The sequence below is a fragment of the Shewanella sp. SR44-4 genome (assembly GCF_014163715.1).
Taxonomy (GTDB): Bacteria; Pseudomonadota; Gammaproteobacteria; order Enterobacterales; family Shewanellaceae; genus Shewanella.
Window position 1 is genome coordinate 1 of record NZ_JACJDU010000070.1, and the last position, 14,964, is coordinate 14,964.

Here is a 14,964-nt window from a genome sequence, read left to right on the forward strand (position 1 = left end):
TATAGGCCATAGATGAAGCAACTCCCTGCTTTTTAATTCAGATGATTATTTTTTAAACGAAGTTATTGTAGAGTGATTCTTTAAGGGTATCTATTATTATAAATGACTATTTTTTATAGTGTAATGATGAAAAGGGTATGTCCAGTTGAGATATTTTTACTTTATCCAGCAGTAAATTAAATTGAGAAGATCAAAGACGTTTTAAGTTATTTATTGTAAAAACGACGAAGCTGGATCGCGGCTAAAAAGCATTGCCGGAATAACGCTTGATTTGACCCGTGCAGTATGGAGCCTTTTGACCAAAATCCAAACCAAGTTTGGACATAAAAAAGAGTAACCGTGATGACTCAAGGTTACCCTTTTTTCAGGTTCACTTTTTATTCAGAAGCACTCTTTATTCAGAAGCACTATCTACTCTGGGTCTCTCTTTATTCAGGATCTCTTTCTACTCTTGATCTCATTCTATTCGAAATAAATCTATTCGGGATCATAGTCCAATATCGGTGACAACCACTTCTCTGCTTCTGCCAACGTCATGCCTTTACGCTGGGCATAGTCTTCTACCTGATCTTTACCAATATTAGTCACACCAAAATAGCGTGATTTTGGATGGGCAAAGTACCAGCCTGATACCGCTGCCGTTGGGTACATGGCAAAGCTTTCGGTGATATTCAAATCAATCGTTTCATCGGGTTTGAGTAAATCCCATAACAAACCTTTTTCAGTGTGGTCTGGGCATGCTGGGTAACCTGGTGCAGGGCGAATGCCTTTATAACGTTCGCGAATTAACGCTTCATTGTCGAGTACTTCATCCGCAGCATAACCCCAAAACTCTTTACGAACACGTTCGTGCATGCGCTCGGCGAAAGCTTCGGCTAAACGGTCGGCTAAGCATTTGAGCATAATCGCGTTGTAGTCATCGTGATTGGCTTCAAAGCGGGCAACATGTTCATCAATACCGTGACCCGTCGTTACCGCAAAACCGCCCATGTAATCAGCAACGCCTGAATCTTTTGGAGCGACAAAGTCTGATAAACAGAAGTTGTCGTTACCCACGCGTTCAAGCTGCATACGTAAATGATGGGTGGTCATTTCTAATGTGGTGCGGCTTTCATCGGTATACAGTTCAATGTCGTCATGGTTGACGGTATTGGCTGGGAATAAACCGATTACGGCTTTGGCGGTAAGCCATTTTTCAGCAATAATTTGTTTCAGCATGGCTTGGCCGTCGGCAAACAATTTAACCGCTTCTTCACCAACGACTTTGTCTTTTAAAATTTCAGGGTAATGACCGTGCAGTTCCCAGCTTCTAAAGAACGGTGTCCAATCGATACGTTCGACTAGGTCTTCTAATGGATAGTCATCAAACACCTGGCGACCTAATACATTAGGCGTAAATGGGGTGTAGTTTTCCCAGTCGTGTTTACAGCGATTGTCACGCGCGGCTTCAATCGACACGATGGTTTTACGCTTGGTTTGCGACAAACGTTTTTCACGCATCATGTCGTATTCTGCGTAGGCTTCGTCGATGGTTGCTTGGCGAGTGGCGTTATTAATCAGCTTAGACACCATAGGTACAGCGCGAGATGCATCGGCAATGTAAATGGCGCCGTGTGGGTAATGCGGTGCTATTTTTACTGCAGTATGAATTTTAGAGCAGGTTGCACCACCGATAATAGCAGGGATGGTTAAGCCTTCACGGTGGAAGGTTTTCACGTTGTGGACCATTTCATCCAAGCTTGGCGTGATTAAACCTGACATGCCGATGATGTCGATATTATGCTCTTTTACTGCATCGAGAATTTTATCGACCGATACCATGACCCCAAGATCGACCACTTCGTAGCCGTTACAGGCAAGTACTACTCCAACAATATTTTTACCGATGTCATGCACATCACCTTTTACGGTGACCATTAAAATTCGGCCGTTTGACTGGCCAGCAACCTTTTCAAGCTCAATATATGGGTTTAGGTAAGCGACGGCTTTTTTCATTACTCGTGCCGATTTGACCACTTGCGGTAAGAACATTTTGCCAGCACCAAATAAGTCGCCGACCACGTTCATGCCGTCCATTAGCGGTCCTTCGATAACATCGAGCGGGCGCACAGCTTCTTGGCGAGCAGCTTCGGTGTCTTCATCAATAAATTCGGTAATGCCTTTAACCAATGCGTGCGATAGACGTTTGGATACCGGCCAACTGCGCCAGGCTAAATCTTCCTTTTTGGCCACTTGTGAGCCATCGCCTCTAAAGCTTTCAGCGATGTCGAGCAGTTGTTCGGTGTTATTTGAGTCGGCCACCGGACATGGTAAGTTTTGAACTACGTTTTCAACCCGTTTTTTCAGCTCTGGTTCAATATCATCGTATATGGCTAACTGACCAGCGTTAACAATACCCATGTCCATGCCGGCTTGAATGGCATGGTATAAAAACACCGCGTGAATAGCTTCGCGTACTGGGTTGTTACCGCGGAACGAGAATGACACGTTAGACACGCCGCCTGAGATCATTGCGTGTGGCAAGGTGGCTTTGATGTCTTTTATCGATTCGATAAAGTCGACTGCATAGTTGTCGTGTTCATCAATACCGGTGGCAATGGCGAAAATGTTAGGGTCAAAAATAATGTCTTCTGGTGGAAAGCCAACAACATCAACCAAAATGCGATAAGCACGGGTACAGATTTGGGTTTTACGCTCACGTGTATCGGCTTGGCCGTCTTCGTCAAAGGCCATTATAATGGCTGCCGCACCATAGCGTTTTACTAAGGTGGCTTGTTCAATAAATTTGGCTTCGCCTTCTTTCATCGAAATAGAGTTAACAATCGACTTGCCTTGAACGCATTTAAGCCCAGCTTCAATCACTTCCCACTTTGATGAGTCAATCATGATGGGCACGCGGGAGATGTCGGGCTCAGAGGCGATTAAGTTTAAAAACTTCGCCATTGACGCCACGCCATCAAGCATACCTTCGTCCATGTTGACGTCGATAATTTGCGCGCCATTTTCAACCTGCTCGCGCACGACATCTAAGGCTTCTTCAAACTTTTCTTCTTTAATTAAGCGTAAAAACTTAGCCGAACCGGTCACGTTAGCGCGCTCACCGACGTTAACAAATAACGAGTTTTTGTCGATGGTCAGTGGCTCTAAACCCGATAAACGACACGCCACAGGTATATCTGGTATCTGTCTTGGTTCGTGTCTGAGTACCGCTTCACGAATAGCACTAATGTGTGCGGGCGTACTACCACAACAACCGCCGACAATATTGAGCATGCCTTCTTGCGCCCATTGATTAATGACTTCGGCCATTTCTTCTGGGGTTTCATCGTAGCCACCAAATTCGTTGGGTAAGCCAGCATTTGGGTGGGCAGAGACATAACATTCGGCAATACGTGACAATTCTTCAACGTACGGACGCAGCTCTTTTGGTCCTAGGGCGCAGTTAAGGCCAATCGATAACGGCTTGATATGGCGTAAAGAATTATAAAAGGCTTCGGTGGTTTGGCCAGTCAATGTACGACCAGAGGCGTCGGTAATAGTGCCAGAGATCATAACGGGTAGGCGATCGCCAAGTTGATCGAATACTTTTTCAATCGCAAATAGGGCGGCTTTGGCGTTTAAAGTATCAAAAATGGTTTCAACCATAATGATATCGGCGCCACCTTCAATTAAGGCGCTGGTGGATTCAACATAAGCGTCGACTAATTGGTCGAAACTGACATTACGAAACGCTGGGTCGTTGACGTCTGGACTGATAGAGCAAGTACGGTTGGTTGGGCCTAATACACCAGCAACATAACGTGGTGAACCTGTTTGCGCGGCCACTTCGTCGGCCGCTTGGCGGGCGACTCGAGCGCCAGCAAGGTTAATTTCAGCGGCCAGCGACTGCATGTCGTAGTCGGCCATGGCAATGGTGGTGGCGTTAAAGGTGTTAGTTTCAATAATGTCGGCACCGTTTAGCAGGTACTGAGTATGAATATCTTTAATGATTTGCGGTTGGCTGAGTACTAATAAGTCGTTGTTGCCTTTAACATCGCAATGCCAATCTTTAAAACGCTCGCCACGATAATCTTCTTCTTCCAACTTATAGTCTTGGATCATGGTGCCCATGGCGCCATCTAAAATCACAATACGCTGCGCTAACAATGCATTAAGTTGTTTAAGTGTTTGACTGTAAGAAGTCGATTTCGCCATAACAGTTACCTTTTTATCACTATGTTGCTTGATACCTTGATTGAGATAAGCATACCCTTATTTTTACAATAGTAGGGCGATAACATCATTGCTGTGCACAAGTGTTGTAAATAACAGTTATACACAACGGTTGCTTTAACCGTTGCAGGCAATTGCCTTGGACAATTACTGCGTACAATGATTATCTTCTAAATGATTATCTTTTAAGATAGTATTTTAGACATATAAACGTATAGACGTCCATAGTACGCGAATTTTTATCACTAGAGCAAGGCTGAATTAAATGAAACAAGCCAAGATAATATTAATGCGCCATGGAGAATGCGAAGGTGGGGCAATATTTCGCGGCCAAACCGATGTAAAGCTCACCGACACTGGGATGGCCCAAATGCAGCAAGCGTTTGCCGAACTACAATTCCCCATTAGCCATGTGTTTAGTTCGCCATTGCAACGGTGCCAGCAATTCAGTCGCCCTTTAGCACAGCGATTAACGCTGCCATTAACCACGATACCGGCACTGCAAGAAATTGATTTTGGTGTCTGGGATGGGCAATCGTTTGATGCAATTTACCAGCAAAACCCCGCTAAATTTGATGCTTACTGGGATAACCCATGGTTGGCTGATAGCACGCCAGATAAAGCCGAGTCGCTGATTGATTTTGCTGCGCGAGTGGAGGCCGGGCTTATGAGTGTGGTTGATGAACTGTGGCGCTCACGTCATCAGCAGCACTCTTGTTTACTGTCAATCGACGAACAACAAGGGCAAAGCTTGCCGCAAACTACTCAAGCTGTCGATTGTCCCCATGCGTTAGTGGTTACTCACGGTGGGGTGATGCGCTGTTTAATGGGCTACGTGCTTAAGGTTGGCCAATCTAGCGGAATATTCGCTAACCTAGCGATCCCCTATGCTGCTATTATGGTGCTCGATGTATATTGGCCTGATGATGTTGATAAGGTTGACGCTTTTCAAGCGACAGCAATGAATAGCAATACCGCTAAAGTGAGCTTTACATTACATTGGCCGTAACACTTCATTGGCTGAGCGTTATAACCATAGAGTCATTATTTTTGCGCCATAATTTGCGTAGTCATTAGTGTCACAATTTGCATAGTTATTTGCAAAGTTATCAGCGCCGTTATTTGAATAGTTATTTACGTCATAATTGTCGTAATAATCTGCGTCGAAACCATAGTGCCTTTCAAGGTATTGGGAATTGGGATAAGCCCAAACTGTACCCGCAACTGTAGATGTACCCATCGAATATGGGGACATAAGTCAGATACCAGCTTTGAATCGCCTCAATATCCATGCCTAAGCGGGTGACTTAGGGGAGTTATTAAATAGATGTTTGTGTTAATTAATTGGACATGGCGGGCTAACTTTCATGTCTGAATCTGTATTAGATGTAAATCATCTTTTTTGGCAAGTCGATAATAAAACGATTCTGGCGGACATTCATTTCAGTTTGCCTAAAGGCCAGATGCTAGGACTAATTGGTCCCAATGGCGCAGGCAAGTCGAGCCTGTTACGCTGCTTATATCGCTATATTGTGCCGACCAGCGGCGATATTGAGATATTTTCTAAACCCATCAGTGAGTATTCCTCTAAGTTGTTAGCGCAGAATATTGCTGTGGTGCAACAAGATACCCCGCATTATTTTGACATGACCACCGAGCAATTAGTGTCGATGGGGCTTACTCCGCATAAAGGCTTGTTTGACTCTAACACAGCCCAAGACCGTGAACGTGTGGTGAGTGCCTTAACCAAAGTGGGATTACAGCAAAAAGCTCAGCAACAATATGAACTGTTATCTGGCGGTGAAAAACAACGTGCCCTAATTGCCCGAGCCATTGTGCAACAGCCGCATATTCTTATTTTAGATGAACCGACCAATCACTTAGATATTCGTTATCAAATTCAAATTCTTGAACTTGTTGCATCTTTAGGCATCAGTGTTATTGCTTCTATACACGATCTGAATTTAGCCAGTGCAATGTGCGATAAATTACTGCTACTCGACCAAGGACGATTAATTGCTAAAGGTACCCCAACAGAAGTGCTAACCGAGCGGCAAATTAGTGACGTGTTTGGTGTGTGCTGCGACATTAATCTTCACCCACAACACGGTAAGCCGCTGATTAGTTATTTTTATGGTTACCAACCCAGCCATAAAGGATGCCCCGATCATGATTGATGCATCGCAACGTCGCTACTATGTTTGTTTCAGCTTGTTGGTATTGGCTACCCTGCTTACCCCGGTATTTGCCGCCAGTTTTGGGGCGGCTAACATTCATCTTAATGACGTATTAATGATATTTAATACCTTATTGGGCGGCGACATGCCGAGTGCGATTGAAGGCAGTGAACATGCGGTTACGATAACCCAACGTATTGTGCTTGAATTACGCTTACCGAGAATTTTGTTGGCCTTTGTGGCTGGCGCAGGGTTGTCTATAGCAGGCAGTGTATTACAAACCGTGACCCGCAACCCGTTGGCCGACCCGTATTTGTTTGGCATTAGCTCCGGGGCGTCATTTGGTGCAGTGCTGGTGGTGTCGTTATTCAGTCAAACCGGTTTGTTTGCCGAAATGTTTTCTGGTGTATTGACTATAGCGCCAAGCTTTACCGCGCAACCTTGGTGGTCTTGGTCGACATTAAGCATACCGATAGGAGCATTCATCGGCGCCAGTTTATCGGTGTTGGTGGTGTTTATTTTGTCGGGACCTGGTCGAAGTAGCCAAGTTGAACGTATGTTGCTGTCTGGTGTAGCAACGTCGTTTCTGTTTGGGGCATTGACTAGCTTGCTGTTGTATTTTTCAACCCCTCAAGCTGCGGCGTCAGTACTGTTTTGGAGTTTAGGCAGTTTTGCTAAAGCCAGTTGGTCTAATCTACTCTTACCCAGTGTGACGGTAGGGGTTAGTTTATTGATTATGTTGGCATTTAGACGGCAAATTATGGCGCTGCAAGCGGGTGATGAAACGGCTCATACGTTAGGAATAAATGTCGCTAAATTGCGCTTAAGTATGCTGTTACTGTGTTCGCTTATTACGGCAATGTTGGTGGCAACTTGTGGTGGCATTGGATTTGTTGGTTTGATGATCCCGCATACGGTTAGGCTATTATTTTCCGGACGTCAGCCGATGATCTTAACCGCGATGTTAGGTGGCTTATTTATGGTGTGGATTGACGTGATAGCACGATGCATTTTATTTAACCAAGAATTGCCAGTCGGCATTATTACTGCTGCATTGGGCAGCGTGTTTTTCTTGTTTATTTTGCGTCAACGCCGTTAAACGCTGGGCTCTTTTTATAAGCACAGAGATAATTATAAGCACATAGCTAAGAATTAGATAAGCACATAGATAAGCTCTTTGATAAGCACTGGATGAGTGCTGCAATACATCATATTGAATTTTATCTGCCCGAATTGTTGGAGTCGCCATGTTTGTTATAGAAGCCGTTAAGTCAGATGTTGATGCCAATATTCAACATAAGATTAATCAAAAAACCAAACCATTAGGGGCGTTAGGGCAGCTAGAAACCTTGGTGCTACAGATTGCTCGGGTGCAGTACAGCGGCGATAAACAGTCGTTAAGCACACCGCTGCAAATCACTAAACCAACGATGTTAGTGTTTGCTGCCGACCATGGTATTGCCGCTTACGGCGTGTCGATTGCGCCAAGCGAAGTGACCACTCAAATGGTGCATAATTTTGTCCAAGGCGGCGCGGCAATTAATGTGTTTTGTCGCCAAGTCGGATTTGAGCTTGAAATTATCGATTGCGGAATATTACAACCGCTTACAGGCCAAGCCAATGTTATCGACCAACGCTTAGGCGCAGGCACTAAGGCTATGCATTTAGCTGCGGCTATGCCACTTGAAAAAGTCGCCCAAGGGTTTGAATTTGCTCGACAGTTGGTTGCTCGCCATGTTGATGCCGGTTGTAATTTAATTGCTTTAGGTGAAATGGGTATCGGCAATACTTCTGCTGCGACTGCGGTAATGTCAGCTATGCTCAATATTGATGTTGAGCAATGTGTTGGTAGAGGCACGGGAATTGATGATGCAACCTTAGTTATTAAAACAAAACTCATTAACCAAGCACTTGATTTACATCAACATGAGTTAGTTTCTCCTGAAGCTATTTTGGCTCATGTTGGCGGTTTTGAAATAGTACAAATGACCGGGGCGATACTGGCGGCTGCGGAACAAAAAATATTAGTGCTGATTGATGGTTTTATCGCTACTGCTGCAGCATTAGTTGCGGTAAAATTATCTCCACAATCAAGAGACTATTTAGTTTTTGCTCATGAGTCGCAAGAGCAAGGACATAAGCTTCTGTTACAACAGCTACAAGCAACACCATTGTTGTCGCTGGGATTAAGACTTGGAGAAGGCACTGGCGCTGCGTTAGCGTTACCGTTAATTCAAGCTGCGGTGAATTTTTACAATCAAATGGCCAGTTTCGATGATGCTGGCGTTAATAATGTGGTTTAAGGGAACAACATGTCTGGCGAGATAAAATGGTTGCGGCAGTTAAATTTATTTTTTGTGGCGATGAGTTTTTTTACTCGGATCCCCGTTCCATCGTGGGTGGTGATTGATAGCGATAAGCTCAATAAAGCTAGCCGTTATTTTGGTTTAGTGGGTTTACTCATTGGCTTAATTTGTGCGTTAGTATTTTGGCTTGCACAGCTGATTTTACCGGCAAGCATTGCCATTTTATTAGCCATGGTGGCGGGTGTATTAGTGACCGGCGCCTTCCATGAAGACGGCTTAGCCGATACCGCAGATGGTTTTGGTGGTGGTTGGACGGTAGAAGACAAGCTGCGCATCATGAAAGATTCGCGTTTGGGCAGTTATGGTGCCTTGTCGCTGGGATTAGTGTTATTGCTAAAATGGCAATTGCTAGTCGAGCTGGCTTTATATAGCCCAATGGCTGCGGTCAGTGCGCTTGTAGCAGGCCATACACTCAGCCGCGTTGTGGCATCAAGCTTGATTTTTAGTGAGCAATACGTCCGTGATGACGACACCAGCAAATCAAAGCCGATTGCCCAAGACCAGCAATTAAATGATTTATTTATTTTAATCGCCAGCGGTATTTTTGTGTTGTTATGGCTTAACGGTGTGGCGGCGTTTGTGCTATTTATTACCTTGTGGCTAGTACGCATTTTGTTAGGCGGCTTTTTCCGTAAACAAATTGGTGGCTACACCGGTGACACACTAGGCGCTGCGCAGCAAATCAGCGAAGTGTGTTGTTACTTAGTTATTTTAGCGGTTGGATTAAGCTAATGATTCATTTGGTGTTAGGCGGTGCGCGTAGCGGTAAAAGTCGATATGCAGAGCAATGTGTGGCGGAATACGCTGCTATTGGTTATTCCTGTGTTTACTTAGCCACAGCCACAGCGTTAGACCATGAAATGTCTGCGCGCATTAATCAACACCAACAAGACCGTATGTCCAGCGTCCATAGCTGGACATTGCACGAACAAGCTTATGACGTTGGCCAAACATTGGTGGCGATAGATAAACCACAACAAGTCATATTGCTCGATTGCCTGACGTTATTATTAACCAATCACTTATTGTTAAATGACGGCGCCTCGTGGGCCACGCAAAAGTCATTACTCATCGACAGTTTGTCTGCTTTGCAAAGCGATGTGGTGTTAGTCAGTAATGAAGTGGGCTCGGGCATAGTTCCCATGGGTGAGTTAAATCGTCGTTTTGTTGATGAAGCGGGCTGGCTCAACCAAGAAATAGCCGCAATATCTGATCAAGTCACTTTGGTGGTCGCAGGCCTACCGTTGGCCTTAAAAGCATAATGTCATTGGTTGACGATCAATCTCCAAAAGCTCCAACATTACGTGGCGCATTAATGGTGCAAGGTACCACCTCTGATGCAGGTAAAAGTACGCTTGTAGCAGGTTTATGTCGTTTATTTTCCCGTCAAAACATTAATGTCGCGCCTTTTAAACCACAAAATATGGCGCTAAACAGTGCCGTGACTATTGATGGTGGTGAAATTGGCCGAGCCCAAGCATTGCAAGCTATTGCTTGTGGTTTAGCGCCCCATACAGATTTTAACCCCGTATTGTTAAAGCCAAGTTCAGACACTGGCGCCCAAGTGATTATTCACGGTAAAGCGTTAACTACATTAGAAGCTAAGGCCTTTTTCGGACCCGAGAGTTATGGTTATAAAACCTTAGCCTTAGCGGCAGTGATGCAATCTTACAGGCGCTTGCAGCAACAATATTCGTTAGTGGTGATTGAAGGGGCGGGCAGTCCGGCAGAAATCAATTTACGTGAAGGTGATATTGCCAATATGGGCTTTGCCGAAGAGGCAGATTGCCCAGTGATCATTATTGCTGATATTGATAAAGGCGGTGTGTTCGCCCATTTAGTTGGTACGTTGGCATTATTAAGCCCGTCTGAGCAAGCGCGAGTAAAAGGCTTTGTGATAAATCGTTTTCGCGGTGACATCAGCTTGTTGCAGCCAGGAATTGATTGGCTTGAAGCCTATACCAACAAACCAGTATTAGGCGTATTACCATATTTGCACGATCTACATCTAGACGCTGAAGATGCGTTAATTGATACCCCTCAAAGCTCATTACCGACAGCATTATCTGCCAGCCAGCGTATGTCTGTATTGGTGTTAGTGTACCCAAGGATCAGTAATCATACCGACTTTGATCCGCTGCGTTTACACCCGCATATTGATTTTCATTATGTGAGTATGCAGAGCATGGCTCAATCATCCCATTGGCCCGCTGCAGATTTAGTCATATTACCCGGCAGTAAGAATGTTCGTGCAGATTTAGCTTTTGTGCGCGAGCAAGGTTGGGACATCGCCTTAACAAAACATTTACGTTATGGCGGTAAAGTCATCGGGATTTGTGGCGGTTACCAAATGCTCGGTGAGCTTATTGATGATCCTTTCGGTATTGAAGATAATGCTGGTTGCAGTGACGGATTGGGCTTATTACCGATTACTACCGTATTAACTGCCAGCAAAACCTTAACTCAAGTAAGGGGTCACTTACGCTTACAAGACCAGCAGGCAGAGTTTAGTGGTTACGAGATCCATTGTGGTGAGTCTTCACTCACTCAAAGCGACGTTATCCAGCCGCTATTGATTGAACAATACGCCCAGCAGCCAATGGCGATGACCAAGCTTGATGGCATGGTGAGTAATGACCAGCAAATTTTAGCGACCTATGTGCATGGATTATTTGACCATCCCGCTGCATGCCAACTTATTTTGCAATGGGCTGGCTTAGACAGTCGCCATAATATCGATATTAACCAAATTCGCGAGCAGCAACTAAATCGTCTTGCCGACGTATTAGAAGCGCATTTGGACATGAATACATTGAAAGGAATAATCTCATGACAACTGATAACCACGAAAATGAACAAGCTAACACTATTGATGCAAGCAAAGCTGAACGTCATAAAGCCCGCCAGCAGAAAGTCAAAGTGGGCGTTGATGCCAAAATTGCCGCAGCGCAAGACGAAAAAGGTATTTTACTGGTACTAACCGGTAACGGAAAAGGCAAATCGACATCTGGTTTTGGTTCGATTACCCGCGCTGTGGGCCATGGTCATAAAGCCGCAGTGGTGCAATTTATTAAAGGCACTTGGGCTTGTGGTGAACGTAATTTACTCGAAGGTGCTGGAGTGCCATTCCATGTAATGGGTACCGGCTTTACCTGGGAAACTCAAGACAAAGAAAAAGACACCCAAGCCGCAATGGAAGCCTGGCTTGAAGCAGAAAAACTGCTTAAAGACGAATCGATTAATATGGTGCTGCTTGATGAGCTGACTTACATGGTCAGTTACCACTATATCGAACTTGAGCGAGTATTAGCGGCATTAAGAAATCGCCCACCAATGCAGCACGTAATTATTACAGGCCGTGCTTGTCATCGTGACATCATTGAATTAGCCGATACGGTCAGCGAAGTACAACCGATTAAACATGCGTTTAACGAAGGTATTAAAGCGCAGTTAGGGTTTGATTATTAACATTTTTTTCTTGAACTTATGGCCAGCGGCCACTAATGTCGTGGCGCTTCGCCCACACCAGATCTTTCAAACTTCGTTTGAATTAAGCTCGCAAGGTTCCACCCTGCACGGGCCAAAAGGGGATCAACAGCAATCCCCTCTTGGATCACCCCTGCCGTTCCGGCAACATTTTCAAAGAGCGAAAAGGTCGCGACGGAAATTGATTTAGCTTTAAATCGCGTATTTAATCGTCTTCGACCTTATTCAAAAATGCTAACGCCTCCGATGGGGCGTCCCTTTCCCTCGAAAGCTAGATGGCCATCCTTGGCCAGCTCACGTCATTTTCTTCAACGTCCTCAAGTTCAGAGTTGAATCAAACCCATTACAAGCAAGGCAAGTAACTTATTTATGACCCATTATGTGGCAAAACTCATAAATGGGTAATATAAAAGCTAAAGTATCGAAAAACCTCTCTTAAAAGGCGCAATCAGCACAGGTGATTAGCTACAAGGCTGTACAAAAAACAACTACCTAAAAAATCAAATTCCTATAGCATCTTGCATTTAGTAAAAAGTTACCGATTAATATGGATATGGCATAGGCTAAGTCCAACAAGCGATTTATTCCTTGCAAAACCACACAACGCATAAAAACTATAACGTTATATTTACCAGGAAGGTTCCATGAAAGCATCTGTTCTGCTAACGATATTTCTAATGCTGCCGGCAGTCGCGCAGGCGGAAACTTGCAATCTAAAAAATTCAGAAGTTTACATTAACCTTATATCTGATTTGAAAAACTCCATTAACCCTATAAATAGGTTTAATGTTAAATACATTTACACCCAAATACGTGCAGTTGATATTCCAGAAAATGAAATACCTGACAAAATCGCTAATTATACAGCGTTGCTTTACTACCTCCATGAAAACATTACAATCCATGGAGTTTATGCACCATCAAATAGCGCGTGCAGCAGATATATTTACAAAATATCCGGGGCACCTGATGAATACAAAAAACTTAGCTATGTAGCTGTTGGACTCGTGGATAATAAAATTACAAACATTTCATTTGAGGACGATGATACACCAATTGATGGTAAAGCTTTTGCTACACTTTCATATAGCGAGGTCAAGTAAATATAACTCATATGAGCCTCCTACCAGTCAATAGACGAGCCATTTTATAAAAGCTGTACTTGACTGTTTTTATAGTAAAATTTAAATTAATTATCAAATTCATCTATTTCGTATGTCGATTATATTTCAATCAACTAAATCATTAATCAAAGTATATACATAAAGGAGTTGTTGTTGACTCGTACTGATATGATTCAAAAACTGCAACAATTCGCCCCAATAATTACGTTGGTGACAGTAACTGATGACATGGGCTTTGAGTTTTCAGCGGTTGTACCTGACGGGGTGATCTATTCTGAACCAGGTATGTTATTGGAATATTCAAGTGGTCAGTGGCCGCCTAGTGAATGGGAAGATGATACTGATCAAGAGTTAACGTTGTTACGACAAGAGTTTTTGCTAGATGAAACTTGGCAAGTTATACCTTGGGCAGATTTGGAAGATAAAGAAATTGCCCAGTGGCTTGAAGATGTTCAGAACATCTAATGCGGAAGTTAGGAATAACTGAGATAAATCACTGCAGAGATGTCATGACTAACAATCTATTTTTTTACAGCTTGAGTTAAAGCCTTTATGTCAGTTGTTTGTATGATTGATTGAGCACTTAAATCTTCACCAAACCAGCGAGCAGTTATACTTTCAAGTTGGCCACTTTGAGTTAGGGTGTTTAATGCTTGGCGCATACTTTTGGCTAATGCTTCATCTGTATCTTTATGGGTGGCAATACCAATGGGCATGTTTACCACAGGCAATACAGCGGTAAAATCGCTTAGTTTAAAGCCCATTTTTTTAACGTCTTCGCGAAAACCCACTTCGTTATTGTAAATCAAATCTACGCGGTCAAAATTAAGCATTCTTAACGCCGCTAGTTGGCTTCTTACTAGGTATACATTGGGATGTATTCCATCGAGTTTAAGCCGATCTAGTGAGGCATCGTTTCGCGATAATGCCATAGAGTAACGATTAATATCATCTATGGTTTTAAGCTGAATGTCGGGACGATTACTTTTTCGATAGATCATATCTTGCACAGTATAAAAGTCGCCTATCCATTTGAAATAGGCTAAGCGTTTGTTGGTATTGGCAATTGAAAAAATGAATGTATTCGGGTACTTCTGCGCATTATAATAAGCGCGGCTCCAAGGCATGATTTTAATATTGATATCAAAATCAAGATATTGCTGGGTAGCATGTAAAATATCGATCGAAAAGCCTACCAATTCTCCTTGAGAATTTAGCGACTGAAATGGAGGATAACTTTCTGTGTAAAAAGTGACTGCAGGTCTAGCATTTGAAACTGGCGAACTGAAAAATGTAATGATGAAAATCACCACAGATAAGTAGCGGAACATAAATAACAACACCTTAATTTAAGGCTTCCATGCACTTCATATCCGTTTTTATAACAAGTCTAACATAGTGTTATTATTTTGTGATCATTAACCCGTTGTGTTGTCAGATAATTAATCATCTGTGATGATAAACAGGCCATCGTACCAGGGCCACCGCATGAGTGCTTAACTTTTAACCTAAGCACCAAAACCAGCCTTTAATACCGCCTCAAGCATCGATGTATTCATCATGCATCGCTTTTGTTTTCCAACGATGCTTATCTTCGTC

The 14,964-nt window shown here is 43.6% G+C and carries 12 protein-coding genes and 1 riboswitch; of the genes, 10 read left to right on the forward strand and 2 right to left on the reverse strand.

Annotated elements, in window-relative coordinates; all coding sequences use genetic code 11:
- Window positions 1–477: 477 nt before the first annotated feature.
- Window positions 478–4,194 carry a methionine synthase gene (gene metH, locus H5125_RS20425; RefSeq protein ID WP_182745228.1) on the reverse strand — a complete coding sequence of 1,239 codons (3,717 nt, stop codon included), beginning with the start codon at window positions 4,192–4,194 and terminating at the stop codon, window positions 478–480.
- A 283-nt stretch (window positions 4,195–4,477) separates the two neighbouring features.
- Between metH and H5125_RS20430 the strand changes: the two genes are divergently transcribed.
- The 10 genes from H5125_RS20430 to H5125_RS20475 all read left to right on the forward strand — a co-directional run bounded on the left by H5125_RS20430 (window position 4,478) and on the right by H5125_RS20475 (window position 13,830).
- Window positions 4,478–5,221, forward strand: a complete 744-nt coding sequence (locus H5125_RS20430; RefSeq protein ID WP_182745230.1) for a histidine phosphatase family protein — start codon at window positions 4,478–4,480, stop codon at window positions 5,219–5,221.
- A gap of 146 nt (window positions 5,222–5,367) precedes the next feature.
- Window positions 5,368–5,501, forward strand: a riboswitch (cobalamin riboswitch).
- A 78-nt stretch (window positions 5,502–5,579) separates the two neighbouring features.
- Window positions 5,580–6,389, forward strand: a complete 810-nt coding sequence (locus tag H5125_RS20435; RefSeq protein ID WP_182745232.1) for an ABC transporter ATP-binding protein — start codon at window positions 5,580–5,582, stop codon at window positions 6,387–6,389.
- Complete coding sequence (locus H5125_RS20440; protein ID WP_182745234.1) at window positions 6,382–7,488, forward strand: iron ABC transporter permease; 1,107 nt, start codon at window positions 6,382–6,384, stop codon at window positions 7,486–7,488. Before H5125_RS20435 ends, H5125_RS20440 begins: the two co-directional genes overlap by 8 nt.
- A 148-nt stretch (window positions 7,489–7,636) precedes the next feature.
- Window positions 7,637–8,692 (forward strand): nicotinate-nucleotide--dimethylbenzimidazole phosphoribosyltransferase, encoded by a 1,056-nt coding sequence (gene cobT, locus H5125_RS20445; RefSeq protein WP_182745236.1) that lies wholly within the window; start codon window positions 7,637–7,639, stop codon window positions 8,690–8,692.
- A gap of 9 nt (window positions 8,693–8,701) precedes the next feature.
- Window positions 8,702–9,487, forward strand: a complete 786-nt coding sequence (locus tag H5125_RS20450) for an adenosylcobinamide-GDP ribazoletransferase (protein ID WP_011636351.1) — start codon at window positions 8,702–8,704, stop codon at window positions 9,485–9,487.
- Window positions 9,487–10,017 carry a bifunctional adenosylcobinamide kinase/adenosylcobinamide-phosphate guanylyltransferase gene (cobU, locus tag H5125_RS20455; RefSeq protein WP_101085869.1) on the forward strand — a complete coding sequence of 177 codons (531 nt, stop codon included), beginning with the start codon at window positions 9,487–9,489 and terminating at the stop codon, window positions 10,015–10,017. Before H5125_RS20450 ends, cobU begins: the two co-directional genes overlap by 1 nt.
- Window positions 10,017–11,588: a cobyric acid synthase gene (locus tag H5125_RS20460; protein WP_182745238.1), complete on the forward strand. Its 1,572-nt coding sequence runs from the start codon at window positions 10,017–10,019 to the stop codon at window positions 11,586–11,588. The genes cobU and H5125_RS20460 overlap by 1 nt, the downstream gene beginning before the upstream one ends.
- Window positions 11,585–12,223, forward strand: coding sequence for a cob(I)yrinic acid a,c-diamide adenosyltransferase (cobO, locus tag H5125_RS20465; RefSeq protein ID WP_123777233.1), 639 nt, complete (start codon window positions 11,585–11,587; stop codon window positions 12,221–12,223). The genes H5125_RS20460 and cobO overlap by 4 nt, the downstream gene beginning before the upstream one ends.
- 662 nt (window positions 12,224–12,885) lie before the next feature.
- On the forward strand, window positions 12,886–13,344 hold the full coding sequence (locus H5125_RS20470) for a hypothetical protein (RefSeq protein ID WP_182745239.1): 459 nt from the start codon (window positions 12,886–12,888) through the stop codon (window positions 13,342–13,344).
- Window positions 13,345–13,518: 174 nt separating this feature from the next.
- Window positions 13,519–13,830 (forward strand): hypothetical protein, encoded by a 312-nt coding sequence (locus H5125_RS20475; RefSeq protein WP_182745241.1) that lies wholly within the window; start codon window positions 13,519–13,521, stop codon window positions 13,828–13,830.
- Window positions 13,831–13,886: 56 nt separating this feature from the next.
- Here the strand turns inward: H5125_RS20475 and H5125_RS20480 are convergent, their stop codons facing one another.
- Window positions 13,887–14,696, reverse strand: a complete 810-nt coding sequence (locus tag H5125_RS20480; protein WP_182745244.1) for an ABC transporter substrate-binding protein — start codon at window positions 14,694–14,696, stop codon at window positions 13,887–13,889.
- Between the last annotated feature and the right edge of the window lie 268 nt (window positions 14,697–14,964).